The 14547-nt window shown below is 45.5% G+C and carries 12 protein-coding genes; 11 read left to right on the forward strand and 1 reads right to left on the reverse strand.

Going from position 1 to position 14547, the window contains the following annotated elements; genetic code table 11:
- The first annotated feature begins 670 nt into the window (after positions 1-670).
- Both F4X88_17250 and F4X88_17255 read left to right on the forward strand, forming a co-directional pair.
- Complete coding sequence (locus F4X88_17250) at positions 671-1321, forward strand: hypothetical protein (protein MYA58031.1); 651 nt, start codon at positions 671-673, stop codon at positions 1319-1321.
- Positions 1322-1386: 65 nt separating this feature from the next.
- Positions 1387-1725, forward strand: a complete 339-nt coding sequence (locus F4X88_17255; protein MYA58032.1) for a hypothetical protein — start codon at positions 1387-1389, stop codon at positions 1723-1725.
- Between the two features lie 98 nt (positions 1726-1823).
- Here F4X88_17255 and F4X88_17260 read toward each other — a convergent pair whose 3' ends face one another.
- The gene (locus F4X88_17260; protein MYA58033.1) at positions 1824-2024 is read right to left on the reverse strand and encodes a hypothetical protein; all 201 of its coding nucleotides are present in this window, start codon (positions 2022-2024) and stop codon (positions 1824-1826) included.
- Between the two features lie 513 nt (positions 2025-2537).
- On the opposite strand from F4X88_17260, the gene F4X88_17265 reads away from it, so the two are divergent.
- The 9 genes from F4X88_17265 (at position 2538) to F4X88_17305 (ending at position 14383) form a co-directional block, all read left to right on the forward strand.
- On the forward strand, positions 2538-3653 hold the full coding sequence (locus tag F4X88_17265) for a hypothetical protein (protein MYA58034.1): 1116 nt from the start codon (positions 2538-2540) through the stop codon (positions 3651-3653).
- A 184-nt stretch (positions 3654-3837) separates the two neighbouring features.
- Positions 3838-4590, forward strand: coding sequence for a hypothetical protein (locus F4X88_17270; GenBank protein ID MYA58035.1), 753 nt, complete (start codon positions 3838-3840; stop codon positions 4588-4590).
- 80 nt (positions 4591-4670) lie between these two features.
- Positions 4671-6188, forward strand: coding sequence for an ABC transporter permease subunit (locus F4X88_17275; GenBank protein ID MYA58036.1), 1518 nt, complete (start codon positions 4671-4673; stop codon positions 6186-6188).
- A gap of 198 nt (positions 6189-6386) precedes the next feature.
- Positions 6387-7793 carry an ABC transporter permease subunit gene (locus tag F4X88_17280; protein MYA58037.1) on the forward strand — a complete coding sequence of 469 codons (1407 nt, stop codon included), beginning with the start codon at positions 6387-6389 and terminating at the stop codon, positions 7791-7793.
- Positions 7794-8246: 453 nt separating this feature from the next.
- Positions 8247-10187: a hypothetical protein gene (locus F4X88_17285; GenBank protein MYA58038.1), complete on the forward strand. Its 1941-nt coding sequence runs from the start codon at positions 8247-8249 to the stop codon at positions 10185-10187.
- 187 nt (positions 10188-10374) lie between these two features.
- On the forward strand, positions 10375-13245 hold the full coding sequence (gene uvrA, locus F4X88_17290; GenBank protein MYA58039.1) for an excinuclease ABC subunit UvrA: 2871 nt from the start codon (positions 10375-10377) through the stop codon (positions 13243-13245).
- Between the two features lie 64 nt (positions 13246-13309).
- Positions 13310-13552: a type II toxin-antitoxin system HicA family toxin gene (locus F4X88_17295; GenBank protein ID MYA58040.1), complete on the forward strand. Its 243-nt coding sequence runs from the start codon at positions 13310-13312 to the stop codon at positions 13550-13552.
- Positions 13545-13910, forward strand: coding sequence for a type II toxin-antitoxin system HicB family antitoxin (locus F4X88_17300; GenBank protein ID MYA58041.1), 366 nt, complete (start codon positions 13545-13547; stop codon positions 13908-13910). The genes F4X88_17295 and F4X88_17300 overlap by 8 nt, the downstream gene beginning before the upstream one ends.
- 65 nt (positions 13911-13975) lie before the next feature.
- Positions 13976-14383: a hypothetical protein gene (locus tag F4X88_17305; GenBank protein MYA58042.1), complete on the forward strand. Its 408-nt coding sequence runs from the start codon at positions 13976-13978 to the stop codon at positions 14381-14383.
- Positions 14384-14547 lie beyond the last annotated feature (164 nt).

Below are 14547 nucleotides of genomic sequence, written 5' to 3' on the forward strand. Positions count from 1 at the left end.
GGGCGATATGTGTATAGAAACTTGGGTTATTATATCAAAATCAGTTGAATTTGTCTGTGAAAAAATGTGATTGTAGACGCTATTCACTCTTTCCCAGCGAAAGTACTCGGAAGTCAATTGTCTTAACCGAATGGCAAAAATAGACAGAGGATAGAGGCGTTAGGCATCAAGACCCAACAGAAGCAGATTTTGAATATCTCAAATCCCAGGGGATTCCTATCACAGGACGGATGCAAAAAGTGTCCCTTCCCTGTTCAATGGTGTTCTCATGTGTAGACATCGGTGTTGCAGTGGAGAGCTGCGATGGAAACCCAAACGAAAGTTTATACGCCAGTGCGTAAGTCCTATAGGACTTACGCAATAGTTTAAAAATGTGTTATACTCTCAGTTTATGAAAACTCTTAGGACTTACGCACTACTTCTTAAAGTCCCCCTGATAAGGGGGATTTAGGGGGTTAAAAAGATGATAAATGCTGCTTTTTTGTGTCCAAATGTCCGATATTTGATCCATTTGCGTAAGTCCTGACGAAATGAAAGTGCGAACATTCGTTTCTATCAGAAATGTTGACTGGGTAAACTGCAGTCAAATGGGGTAATAGACATGCAAAGCCTATAGCAACAATCAGATAGATAGTTGTTATAGGCTTGCCCCACAAAAGGAGAACGTGAGGTGAGAATCGCAATTTATGTTGTTATTTTACTCGTTGTTTGTGCTTTAGTCGGCAGTTTGTATGTAAGATATGACACAAAACGTTTCATGGATAACTTTGAGAAAAGGCATGTAACACCTGTGAGTGAACAAGATTTAACTGATAATGATAGTGAAATATCACAGGTAGAATCTGAGAATCCAGAACAGCCCCAACAAACTGAACATATTGAAGAACCCGATGAATATGTATCAGAATCTTTGCAAGGTGATAACACAAAGGACTTAGATACTTTTGAAATACTAGGTCAGTCTGATAGTTTATACGACACTTCTCCATTTACACCTCTTGAGCAAGAAGCAGATGAAACTGAAGAAAGTGAACAGCAAGAAACAGATGTGAATGATCTGTCTATTGAACAGATTATAGCGAATAACCGAAAACACCTTATTGCTGAGCATGGAGATATCCCGGAAGTTCATACATATTTAAAATACTTCCCTTTTGAAGCATTATTGGATCAGAATAAAGGTAAAGCGTATACACTTGATTTATCTTTAGAGGAACACCTGAATTATCACAAGGCTGTTGCTCATTTATTCCCAAATAAGGCAAATACGGATAGGTACTTAGACGCAAAAAAAATGTATGAAGAATTCAAGTCTGAATAGATCTCAGATGTTCAGTGATGTTGTTATAGTAGACTCCGAAAATAAGTTTACATTTTCTGGGGTTTATGTTATGCTCTATGATTATGGCATATTCAACAGATTTACGCAAACGCGTGCTCGATTTCATCAACGCCGGTGGCAGTAAAGCCGCTGCGGAACGAACGTTTCGCGTCTCAAGACGGACGATCTATAACTCGTTAGAAGCCAAAGACCCCTTTGCCGCTGAGAAGCCGGGGCCCAAGGGTCCCCACCGCATTGATTACGAGGCACTTCGGCAACATGTTGCTGATTTTCCGGATCACACCCTCACCGAACGCGCCAAATACTTCGGTGTTTCTCAACATGGCATCTCTTATGCCTTGTCGAAGCTGAATATCACGCGAAAAAAAAACGCAGACCTATAAAGAACAGTGTCCCGTGAAACGCCAAGAGTATCTCTGAAGGCTTCAACAAGAGATACAAACCCATGGCAAAAAGTCTGCTTATCTTGACGAGACGGGTTTCACCCGAGAAGATTTCCGCCCCTATGCTTATGCTCGCAAAGGAGAGGGTGTGCCTGATAAAGTGCCGAGTCATCGCTATAACCATCGGCTTTCGGTAAGTCTCTGGCAATGCAAGCGATGTCGCAGATATCTGCGTAAAGTTTGCCAAATACGGGACGGACTAACTCCATAACAGGGGGTCTGTCATTGGTATTGCCCATCGGTATTGCCGGATGTTAGATAAACCTAGAGTAACTTACCGTGTTGAATCTATGAAAGAAAACCCCTCACCGACACCCAAGCGGGTGTAAAGGTAAACAGACAACGCAAACATCACCTCTGACTTGAGTGCGACGAACCGGTTATAACTCACCAAGTTTAGAAACGTCCAACGCAAGGGCAGGCAGACTTCTCTAAGATAATAGTCCTTGAAGGTCCGATACTGACTTTGATGAAAGTGAACCAAGATCGTCATTACCTCGCTGAGATGGGGTCTTCAAGGATGTCCGCGTTTTTCGCAGTCCGTCCTGGGAAGTTGGTGTTGTGCCTTATATGTTTCAAGTGCCAGAAAAAATTGTCAATCTTGCAGAAAAGTGATGCAATAGACAGGGGAGAACTCCTGTGGGTTAAGGTTTAGTTTAACTCATTATACCAGAGGGATCTTTCTATAAAACACTCTTATTTTTTCTTCAACTCACGTTATTTGATAGCCATTAAACAGGGGAGGATAATCGATGTTAAGCGTGTTTAATTCCAAAAAAGGTATCATTATTGGTAGCATTGTTTTCATTCTTTTGCGGATGCCAATAGCGTCTTTTGCGGAGGAGGCGTGGGAACACATCACGCAGCTCCCCACTGAGAGAAGGGGATTCGCCACAGCTGTCGTGGATAATAAGGTGTATCTCATAGGGGGCAGCCTGATTGAAGACGTGAAGCGAGGAATAAGAAATCCAGGGCCCTTTGGAATTTCAACCGTTGAGGAGTATAATCCGCAAACCAATACGTGGCGGCCCCGTGCAGACATGCCAACGCCACGCGAGTATCCTAGAGTTGCAGTCGTTGATGGGATCATCTATGTCTTCGGGGGGGCAAGTGGGAAAGATAACAAAATTGGGAATATGAAATTCCCAGTTCATGTAGAGGCATACAATCCGAAGAATAATAGATGGATCCAAAAAAAAGATATGCCGATTTCTCGTGTCAACTTTGGATTGGGTGTGGTTGCTGGAAGAGTCTATCTCATCGGCGGTGCGACGGGCTTCGGTGGGGGACATAAACAACGGATGGACCGGGTTGATGTCTATAATCCAGCGACGGATCTGTGGGGGACAGCTCCGAACATGCCGACCCGGCGGGGTCCGGGAGGTGTGGCTGTCGTCAACAATCGTCTTTATGTCATGGGGGGTGCTGGATGGCCCCCTGCGGGTGCTGGGCCTCATCTGAGGGTCATTGAGGAATATGACCCGATAAGTTCTCAATGGCAGCAGAAGCCGGATATGTTAGCCCTCATATCGAGGTTCTCAACAGTTGTTGTAAGAGATGAGATTTATCTCATTGGAGGTTTTCGTCCTCTGATCCTCCCGCGTGAGTATTTAGCGAAAGTGGATGTATATCATCCGCGAACAGAGGCATGGGACACTATTCCAGAACTGCCGAGTCCCCTGAGTCCTATTGATGCTGCGGTGGTCACCGGCAAGATTTATGTTTTCGGAGGTTATGGAGAAGGTATAATATTTGTTCGAGACGTTCTCGTATATGATACGGGTTTTCATGCCGTTGAGGCAACAGGTAAAATGCTGACACACTGGGGCGAACTCAAAGGTGAACCGAAGAGCCAGCCAAGAAACTAACACCTATTTATTTCAAACGCATCGGAGAAACTGAGTTTTTTTGTGAAAAAATACATATTACTTACGCTGATTCTTACTGTTATTGTTGTAGGTCCGTTTGTTTATCAACAATGGAGCGAAGCCAAACGCTTACGACATATCAGAGAGACAAAACACCTCGCTCGTTTTTTATTTTGGAATATCCATGTCCTCTTCCTATAACGTAGGCATTCGTCTCATCCTTCCTATCTATCCCTGCTTTATCTCTCTGGTAGGATTAAGCACGTTACACTTTGAAAAAAGTAAAATGCTTCGTTATGCTGTTTGCTTTCTGCTGCTATGGCTGGGGTTTATATTTTTTTATCAGAGTCGAGATTCGCTGGCTTACTTCAATGAATTCGCTGGGGGTTCAAAGAATGGATACAAACATCTCGTTGACTCAAACTTGGATTGGGGTCAAGACCTGCCGCTTTTGGCAGCATATCTTGAAGAACAAGAAGATCAGGAGGTCTGGATACAGTACTTTGGAAGCTCTTTTCTGTCATCTTATGGTATTGATGATCGGTGGATTGTCTTACCTTATGCCCAACCTAAGTCAACCGATGCACTCTTAGATCCACTATCAGGTGGACGTTATATCGTGAGTTTAACCTATTTGTTTGGTGGGTATATCCTTGATAGTTCGTTCCTCTATCCAATGGATTCTGAGCAGTGGGCTACCTTACATCACAAGATCAGTTTATATAACAAAGGACTTCGGGAACCCAAATCTCAGAACCTATATAAAACCACCTATGAAGCCCCTCCGACAAAGGAAGAACGCATCATGTTAAGAGGTTTTCAAGGAATAGCCTTGCTTAATCGCCTTAAACAAAGGGAACCCGACGCTAGGATTGGCTATACTATGTTTGTTTATCAGCTGACTGATGATGAGGTGGCAAATTTAATATCGCCTTAACTCCGGTAGGCATCAACTTGTGGACAAAAGATGTCTTTTCAGATGTGTATCTTGTACACATATGCATTGAAGAATAATTTATGCTAACAACGCTTATCCGCCGAGAACTCCTTGACAATCTGATGACGTTCCGATTCGCTGCAACCGTCTTGATTATGCTGTTGCTTGTGGTCGCCAATACCGCTGTGCTCATCAGTCACTACGAGCAACGCTTAGTAAACTACAACGATGCTGTCAAGAGGCATCAACGGCAGCTACAGGAGAAAATTACCTATTCAGCGGGTGATGTATACGTTGACCGTCCTCCCAACCCGTTGAGCATATTCAATGCTGGATTCGATAAACGACTCGGAAGCTTGGTCCCGATATCTTATGGATCTGTTCCATCGCTGTGGGATAGTTACATACGCGAGTCGGATAATCCGTTTATGGGCATGTTTGCCTCAATGGATATCGTCTTTGTCTTTGAAATTACGGTTAGCTTATTAGCATTGATTTTCGCCTACGATGCACTTACGGGAGAATATGAACGCGGGACATTGCGTCTTGTTTTGACGCATCCCGTCCGTCGCGGACATATCCTCCTCGCAAAATACATCAGTGCGATGCTCTGCTTACTTGTGCCGTTGCTAATGAGTCTACTTCTCGCGGTTATTTTGTTAACGACCTCTACCGCCATTTTTCTGAGTACCGATGATTTTCTACGGATCGGAGGAATTGTTTTCACATCTATCCTGTATCTTTCTGTATTCTATCTCATTGGATTCCTGATTTCGGCGGCGGCTCGTAGAACGAGCACGGCATTGATGTTCTCTATGTTTATCTGGGGTTTTTTGGTGCTTATCTATCCAAACGTGATTCTTGCTATAATCCCGCGTCCTGAGGCTCCGCAAGCACGTAAGGCATCTGCTTTCAACCAAATTGAACAGATATGGGAGGAATTTGACAGAGAGCGCAAACACTTCCTTGCCACTGACGACTTTCCAGGTGAAGTTTGGCATTTTGATCTTCCGGGGGTTGGATTCCTCTTTGATCCGAGTATTAGTGGTAACCCTCGTGACTTATCATATACCTACACAGTCCATATAGAGTTTGAAGCACTCGGCGGTAAGGAAGAAGAATATAAACCCAAGGTTCTTCACGCACAGCATTATTTCCGTTTCCTCGGTCCGCTAATTATTGATACAGCAGAACGAACGTGGCGCATCCGCAAGCCCGCACTCGAAGACATCTACATCCAGCCCGCAAATGTGGAGCGTATCTGGTTGAAACTTTCACCCCTCGGCCTCTATGATGCTGCAACACAAACGTGGGCAGGGACGGACTTGCTGGGCACCAGAGATTTTTTCAATGCTGTGAGGCGATACAGACAGCAGGTGATTGACTATTTCTACGATAAAGATGTGTTCGGATCTCTACAGTGGTTTACAGCGGAAAAGGGCACGCCAGATTGGAGTAGTTTCCCACAATTTTCTTTTCAGAGGGTTGATGTGAAGACAAATGCCGAGCGAGCATTACCGGATGTAGGTATACTTCTTATGCTTAATGTCATTCTTTTCATCGTGATATTTCTGGTTTTCATCAGGAGTGAAATATAGAATGGTTGTCATCAGTTAATTCTTGTATCAGTTGCGATTCTGCTGCTTACCACAGACTATTCTTGTCTGATACTCAACAGACCTTTGGCTGATAGACGTGTCCAATGAAGGTAAGCCCAACTAACAGGCGGGTTGGATATACGAAGAAAATCGTTTTCCTAAAGATGGCCTGAACGACTCGCAAGGAACATAAAAAATATGTGGCATATTGTGAAACGTGAGCTCTGCGATAATCTCAACAGTCTCCGCTTCGCGCTGACAACTGTGTTCCTGATCGGCTTGATGCTGACGAACGCCATTGTGCATCTCCGGGAGCACCCAGGACGGGTTCAGAAGTATCGCGAAGGTGTCGCCGCATACCAAAACCGTTTAAACCCTTACGCCGAAGAGAGTTTATACAGACTTGCGCAAAAGGGCCCTGGAGATCTTTACAAAAAACCGTCATCGCTCCGTTTCTGCGCCGAAGGCGGGGAGATCTTCTTGGCGGACCATACTTCTATCAGCCACCGTTGGAGCACCAGCACTTTAGAAAGTTTCTGGATACTGACATATCCGTCTGTCACTCCTAATGTGAATAATGTCCGTCCAGAGGTTACCAAAGTGGATTGGGGATTCATTATTGGCTACGTTTTAAGCCTCATCGCACTCCTTTTTACGTTTGATGCTATCTCCGGTGAACGCGAACGCGGTACCCTACGATTGACCTTGGCGAATCCAATTTCGAGGCATACACTATTGATCGGCAAATTTTTAGGAGCATTGATAAGTGTTAGTATCCCGTTCACGTTCTCGGTGTTGGCGAACCTGTTGGTAATCTCTACATCAAGTGATGTTTACCTTGACGCAGATACGTGGGGACGTTTAGGTATTATCTTCTTTATCGCGCTTGTGTACACCTGTCTCTTTCTGGCGTTAGGTTTACTCGTATCTGCGCGTGTGCAGCGGAGCGCAGTCAGTCTTGTGATACTTCTGTTGACTTGGGTTACCCTTGTGGTTTTTATGCCGAATACACTTGTTTCCATTGCGGGTGGTTCCGCATCGCCTAAGTCTACGCACGGATTGTCTGAACGTTCTTGGCAACTTTATCGTGAAATTCTGGCCGAATACCGTGCTCGCCGGCGTGATATGAGTGAGAATTCGACCCAAGAGATACAGTTGGGCAGTGAGATTGTCATCAAAGAAGCGGAACAGCAGGAACAGTTGCGCGAAGAACACCTAAAGCAGCGAATTTCTCAAATGAACCGGGCGCGTGCTATCACCCTTCTTTCACCTGTCACGATTTTCCAGCATCTCCTTGAGTCGTTCGCCGGAACGGGTTTCGAGCGGCATCTGCAGTTCTTAGAGAATGTTCAATTTTATGCTCGGCAATTCCGGGAATTCATCATTGATACCGACAGAACCGATCCAGAGAGTCTCCATATCTTTGGTGTTCGTGAGGGTATGTCGCAGAAGTCTGTCCCTATAGAGGCAGTCCCAAAATTTGAAGATACGCTGAGCCTTAGCAGGGATTTCAATTCAGCGGCGGTGGATCTGTTGTTGTTAACGCTATTTGTCATAGTTCTCCTATCGGGAGCGTTCCTCGCCTTTGTCCGTGTTGAAGTTTAGTGTAGGTGCATATCTTTTTCCCTAAATACTATTTGCCGACAAATCACACCTCCGCAACGCCCCCCTCCAACTCCGAGAATACCTCACGCCTTACTTGGAAAATCAACACATTCCCTGGCTCTCATGAACTGCCACAGAAAAAGAACCGTCCTGACCCGACATACCTGATCTTGATATGTGTTATCAGAATGTCTAAAGTTTTGACATTCACCTTTCCGTTGCCTTATGGGAGGGTTCCTCACCCCGATTTATCCGTAGATGAGACAGAAGGATTCCCCAAAAATCCGTGAATCCGTATCATCCGCGCCAATCCGCGATTCAGACAAAAAATGCCCTGTTTTTTCATAAAATTGACTTGCATTCTTAACAGAGTTGTAGTATAATTAATAGTGGAAAAATTCCTGTTTTTAGACCGAAATTCGACTTCCAATTGCGCCGAAATAGGAGAACCCCATGCAATCCCAAGACGTTATCGAAGAACAGTATCGCGAAGCCGTGGATCTGCTTGTTGAAAAGGTTCAGAAGGATCCCTATATCCTCGCCGCTATTGTTGCAGGCAGTTTCTCTTATGCCCAAGTATGGGAAAAATCCGACCTCGATGTAGAACTCATCGGCAGAGACGCGATTCGTCCAACGCAATCTTTCTTTTCGCTCGTTGAAAACGGGGTCAATATCCACGCAAATGTAACCCCACGTAACGCTTTTAAGCAGACAATAGAGAGCGCACAGCAGGGCTCCTTCATGCACTCCTATTTCTCACATAGCACACTCCTCTTTTCGCACGATGCCTCCATCCAAGAGTGGTATGATAAAAACGCCAGCCGCACCAACATCGGTGAACGCGATAAACAGTTCCAACTGCTCAACGTCATCGCCAGCATACTGCCGAGTCTCGTCTATGCTGAAAAGCAGTTTTACGTCAACAAAGATTGCCTTACCTGTTTCTTATCGCTTTTGAATGTCGTGCAAGGATTGGCACGGTTGGAAGTGATTTTGAACAATGAAATCCCTGCACGCGAGGTGATTCAACCCGCACTCCGTTACAATCCAGATTTCTTTAATCAGGTCTATACGGATTTAATCAACTGTGAAAAGACGGAAGCGGTTATTCAGGACACACTATATGCAATCAACGCTTATCTGGATGCGCGACAATTTATCTTCCAACCGATTCTTGAGTATCTCAGTGAGGAGAAAACACCGCGCACAAATACCGAATTGAACGCAGACTTAGGACGCAGTGCACACGGCAAGAATGATGAGGACTCCGAATTTGATGAAGAGTCGTTCGATTTCGTCTGTCAATGGTTGGCTTGGAAGGGGATTATCAGACAAATCGCGATGCCCATCAAACTCACAGTGAAGAGTCAGGTCTCTGTGGAAGAACCTGCTTACTATTACGATGGAACTGTCGGAGCAAGCGATGCTTCTCAGGGACAGCTAAAAGCGAACAGCCACGCACAGATTCACCAGGCATTGGACAGTTTAACGGACACGCTCAGAGAGGACATGTACATTCTCGCCGCAGTTCTCACCAATAATCTCGCCGAAGACAACGTCTGGGAGAAAACCACACCTCACCTCACGCTCATCCTAAGAGATGGAACGAAATTCAAGCAGAAGGCGTATCAGTTAATCGAAGATGGGATTCCCTTCCGAGTTCAACTCCACACCCGCAGCGACTATAGAAAGTTGTTGGAGGGAACGCTACAAGGGAGTTCACTCCATTCGATTCTCGCCGAAAGTCGTGTCCTTTTTTCTAGGGACAGTCTCTTTTCCGTAGGGGCGAGGTTATCTCGCCCTTACAGTGTGGGTGACCCTTCCTGTCTGCAGGTCGGTGAGCGGGATAAACACTCTCAACTTCTCAATGCCGCCGCCAACGTGGCAGCTATCCTCGCAAAAGCCGAAAAGTGGTTCCACCTCAAGCACGATATCGATTACACATTTCTTTACCTGACGTATGCGGTCAGGGAGTTGGCTCGTATTGAAGTCCTTCTGCACAACGAAACCCCGAGACGCAAGGTAATTTATCAAGCAGTTGCGCACAACCCCTCCTTTTTCAACCTCGTTTTCATGGATCTGATAGATAAGCCGAAAGACGAGACAATACTTCGCGATGCCCTTGAACGGATTGACGCGTATTTAGAGGATAATCTACAAACACTGTTCAAGCCGTTGCTCGATTTCTTAGAAGAATCGGGTGAGGAGCGCACGATAACCGACATCTATACCCATTTCGGTAGCCGTCAACTCGCCTTTGAATTGGCGTGTGAATGGCTTGCACAGAAAGAGGTCATTGAACAGTTCTCAGCACCCATCCGTTTGACAAAGGACAGCCAAACTTCCGTAGAAGAACCCGCATACTATTTCGATGCAAATAATCCGTTTCTATAGGTATTCCTAACTATTAAGTTTTACACCGATCGCGCCTTCGTTGCAGTCACGTTTTCGCTGGGTCTCAAGACGATTGGTAACTTTTCCCGTACAAGTCCGTAAAAATAGATAGTTCTTTGCAGAAACCTGATTGGACCGTAAGACCAATCAGAGCAGAAATTCAGTAATAAAAAAATAGGAGGTATCCATGAGACAGACTGTTGCCGTTAAAGGTGCCCGAGAAAATAATCTACAAAACATCGAAGTTGAGATCCCGCGAGACAAACTCGTCGTTGTCACAGGGATTAGCGGTTCCGGTAAATCCTCGTTGGCGTTTGATACCGTCTATGCCGAGGGACAACGTCGATTCTTGGAGTCGATGTCCACTTACGCCAAGCGCTTTATCACACAACTCAAAAAACCTGATGTCGATTTCATTGATGGGTTGTCCCCAGTCGTTTCTATTGAACAGAAAACGATCACGATGAATCCGCGCTCTACCGTCGGCACGATGACCGATTTGCAAGACTACCTCCGTATGCTCTTCGCAACTATCGGGATCGCGCACTGTCCGTATTGTGGGGCAGAAATCCCGATCCGTTCGCATCATCAGATCTTAGAACGTATGCTCTCAATGCCAGAAGGCACTGAAGTTGAAATTCACGCCCCAGTCTTCAAAATCTACGGCGAAGATTATGACTATCTCTTCGACGACATCCGGACGAAAGGGTGCAGACACGTCAGAATTGACGGCATTGAACACGACATCAGCGAAGAAATTGAACTCGATCCAGATCAGGAATATGACATCCAAGTTATCGTTGACAAATTCTTTGTCAAAAAAGATATTGACAAACAGGTGCTTGCCTCCCTTGAACACGCCATGCTTGTCGGCGAAGGATTCATGCGTTTTGATGGGCAGTTGCCAGAGGGTGACGAAACTGATGCAACAGCGTTATTAGAGGGTTTCGGATGCCCGAAGCACGGTGTCCTTATGGCTGAGTTGGGACCCCATCACTTTACCTTTAATGAACCCACGGGGGCGTGTGTAACCTGTTCGGGACTCGGCACCTATTTACAGGTGCATCCGGACCTACTCGTTCCTGACAAAAGTCGGAGTATCGCCGACGGCGCCTTCGTCCACCAAGCGTTTAACTACGATCCCGATAGGTGGGATGGGAGAACGATGTACAGTCTCGCTGGACACTACGGGTTCGACCTGAACGTTCCTTTTGCAGACCTTCCAGAAAAGGTGGTTGATATCCTCTATCACGGCACACACGGCGAAGAATTTCCGATCCTGCAACCGGAAGGCGCACGACCTGTTGAAAGACGCCATCTCGGTCGGAAAATCCGTTTTGATGGGATCATTACGCGGATTGATAGGCACTATCGACGTTACCGAAAACAAGGCGAGGCGCACTCGGGTATGGAGGAGTATCTCCGAAAAGTAATGGTAGAACGCACCTGTCCTGATTGCCATGGCGCGAAACTCAAACGACAGCGGCTTCTCGTTACGATTGAGGGGAAAACAATTCACGAGGTCGGTGAGTTGCACTTTGAAGAATTACGGGATTTCTTGCTAACTATCACGGATATTCCCGAAAAGCAGCGAGAGGCAGGCAGCCGCGTTATTAAAGAACTCGTCGTTCGGATTAATCTCTTGCTCGGCATCGGTCTCGATTACCTAAATCTCAATCGCCGTTCTGCGACGCTCTCTGGCGGTGAATCGCAGCGTATCCGTCTCTCCACACAGATCGGATCCGGATTGATGGGCATGCTCTATGTCCTCGACGAACCGAGTATCGGCTTACACCCAAAAGACAATGCCAAGATGATAGAGACCCTCCGAAAGTTGCGGGACATTGGCAACACCGTTATCGTTGTTGAACACGATGAAAGCACGATTCGCGCCGCTGATCATATTATTGAACTCGGACCCGGACCGGGTATCCACGGTGGACAGATCGTTGTCCAAGGTGAACTCGAAACCATTGTTGATTGCCCTGAATCTCTGACGGGTCTTTATATGAGTGGCCAACGAGAGATTCGGCTCCCCGAAAAACGTCGTAACTTGAATGGGACATTCTTGAGCATCACGGGTGCCAGTGAAAACAATCTTAGGAACATTGACGTTGATATTCCGATCGGTGTACTTATCTGCATCACGGGGGCTTCTGGTTCAGGCAAAAGCACACTCGTTAACGAAATTCTCTACAAGCGGCTTCATTCCCTTTACCATGACAGTCGCACACTCTATGGCGCACATGAAGAATTGGAGGGACACCAGCATCTGAGTGATGTTATCAACATCGATCAGTCCCCCATTGGACGTTCACCGCGCTCAAATCCTGCTACCTATATCGGATTTTACGATAATATTCGCAAACTTTTCGCCAGTACTCCACTCTCGCTTGAGAGGGGCTATACTGCATCCCGATTCAGTTTCAACGTCAAAGGTGGACGCTGTGAGGAGTGCCACGGCGAAGGCACAATTACTACCAAACTCCACTTTATGCCGGATGTTGAAGTCGTTTGTCCAACCTGTAAAGGGGCGCGCTATAATGAGGATACGCTTGATGTTACTTACAACGGAAAGAATATCTCTGAGATCCTCAATATGTCAATTGAGGAAGGCGTTACGTTTTTCGCTGATCAGCGGTTAATTCATCATAAATTGAATGTTCTTTACCAACTCGGTATGGGGTATCTTCAGATTGGTCACCCTGCTACGATCCTCTCTGGTGGAGAAGCACAACGGATAAAGTTGGCAAGCGAACTCGGCAAAATCAAGCGAGGCAAGCATAATCTGTATATTTTAGATGAACCCACCACAGGACTCCACATCGCAGACGTGCAGAAACTCTTAGACAGTCTCAATCGTCTCGTTGATAGTGGGCATACCGTGCTGGTGATTGAGCATCACCTTGATGTTATCAAAACCGCTGATTATGTCATCGATCTCGGCCCGGAGGGCGGGCATAAAGGTGGGAAAGTCTTGGCACACGGCACACCTGAAGATATTGCGAAAGTTAAAGCCTCCTATACTGGACAGTTCTTGAAGGAATACCTCATCTGAGAGGTATTGGGATACGGTTGCAATATTGCCTGAAAACCTGTAAACTTAAGTGGATCGGATCTGTATGAGACGAAGGGACAGACTGTTAGCAAAAGCAAGAAATAGCCCGAACGGTTTGAGTTTTCGTGAGTTTGAATCCTTACTTGCCCGTTGTGGATGGATCTTTGACCATCAGACAGGAAGTCACCGCATCTGGTACTCGCCTTATCGATATCGTTTACCAGTTCAGTCTAAGAGAGGACAAGCGAAAGGATATCAGGTGAAAGAATTTCTCATGCAATATGATCAGGAGACGCAAAATGAGTAAAAAAGATGTATTTGATGGATTTAACGTGAACATATTTCTTGACGAGGATGGTGATTACTTAGCCCATTTCGTTGAAATGCCCAATGTGTCGGCGTTTTCAGATACACCGGAGGGAGCATTGAGAGAACTCGCAATGGCTTGGAAAGGGGTCAAAGAGAGTTATCAAAAACATCGTGAATCCATTCCGATAGCACCTGCTCGAGGAGAGGATGAGACACCGTTCAAAGTCGCCATTGATGCGCAACTTTATCATGCCCTGACGCACGAAGCCGAAAAATCAGGGATGAGCCTTTACGCGTTCGTGGCACAGAAGTTGAAGTCAACAATTTCCGTTGTTCAAGAACGGGTGGAAGGATAAGAAATTTATGTCCATTGATCTCTTTATTCAGAGTAGAGACTATGTGAGTTCTTAAAGAAGAATCTATGAAAAATGTCCTAATTATTGCCTTATTGTTAGTCTCAGTTCTGTTTTCTCTAAGTGGGTTTGCTCAGGATTACATGAAGTGGGGGATCCCTGAAAATGCTACGCTTCGTCTTGGGAAAGGGCAAATTTACGACCTAAAACATTCACCAAATGGCGACTTGATAGCAGTAGCAAGTTCGATCGGGGTTTGGTTGTATGACGCTCATTCTGGGAAAGAAATTAGGTTGCTTCAAAAACACAGTGATAGGGTTGAAGTGGATACCGGAAATCTTATAACAACCTTGTCTAAACATAACAACTGGGTTAAAGCGTTGACATTTTCCTCTGATGGTAAAATTCTTGCAAGTGGAAGTCAGGACGGTACGGTTTTGGTTTGGGACTTAAATAAAATTATGAAAAGCCAATAAGTTCAATTCCCTATCTTCTTGAAGATGGTTTTAACGCCTAAATGTAACGGGTTGTGTTTATATGGATTTCCCCTTGCAAAATTAACCGAAATCGTGTATACTTTATGAAATGAAGTTCGGGACTATAACGCACCACTTGCAAGGATATATTACAAAGCGCGCTT

Source organism: Candidatus Poribacteria bacterium, assembly GCA_009839745.1.
Lineage (GTDB): Bacteria > Poribacteria > WGA-4E > WGA-4E > WGA-3G > WGA-3G.

Bases quoted from the DNA above. Each gene is read 5' to 3' on its own strand.
- F4X88_17255 (MYA58032.1), top strand. From the start codon at position 1,387: ATGTTATGCTCTATGATTATGGCATATTCAACAGATTTACGCAAACGC.
- F4X88_17260 (MYA58033.1), bottom strand. From the start codon at position 2,024: ATGGGCAATACCAATGACAGACCCCCTGTTATGGAGTTAGTCCGTCCC.
- F4X88_17265 (MYA58034.1), top strand. From the start codon at position 2,538: ATGTTAAGCGTGTTTAATTCCAAAAAAGGTATCATTATTGGTAGCATT.
- F4X88_17270 (MYA58035.1), top strand. From the start codon at position 3,838: ATGTCCTCTTCCTATAACGTAGGCATTCGTCTCATCCTTCCTATCTAT.
- F4X88_17275 (MYA58036.1), top strand. From the start codon at position 4,671: ATGCTAACAACGCTTATCCGCCGAGAACTCCTTGACAATCTGATGACG.
- F4X88_17280 (MYA58037.1), top strand. From the start codon at position 6,387: ATGTGGCATATTGTGAAACGTGAGCTCTGCGATAATCTCAACAGTCTC.
- F4X88_17285 (MYA58038.1), top strand. From the start codon at position 8,247: ATGCAATCCCAAGACGTTATCGAAGAACAGTATCGCGAAGCCGTGGAT.
- uvrA (MYA58039.1), top strand. From the start codon at position 10,375: ATGAGACAGACTGTTGCCGTTAAAGGTGCCCGAGAAAATAATCTACAA.
- F4X88_17295 (MYA58040.1), top strand. From the start codon at position 13,310: ATGAGACGAAGGGACAGACTGTTAGCAAAAGCAAGAAATAGCCCGAAC.
- F4X88_17300 (MYA58041.1), top strand. From the start codon at position 13,545: ATGAGTAAAAAAGATGTATTTGATGGATTTAACGTGAACATATTTCTT.
- F4X88_17305 (MYA58042.1), top strand. From the start codon at position 13,976: ATGAAAAATGTCCTAATTATTGCCTTATTGTTAGTCTCAGTTCTGTTT.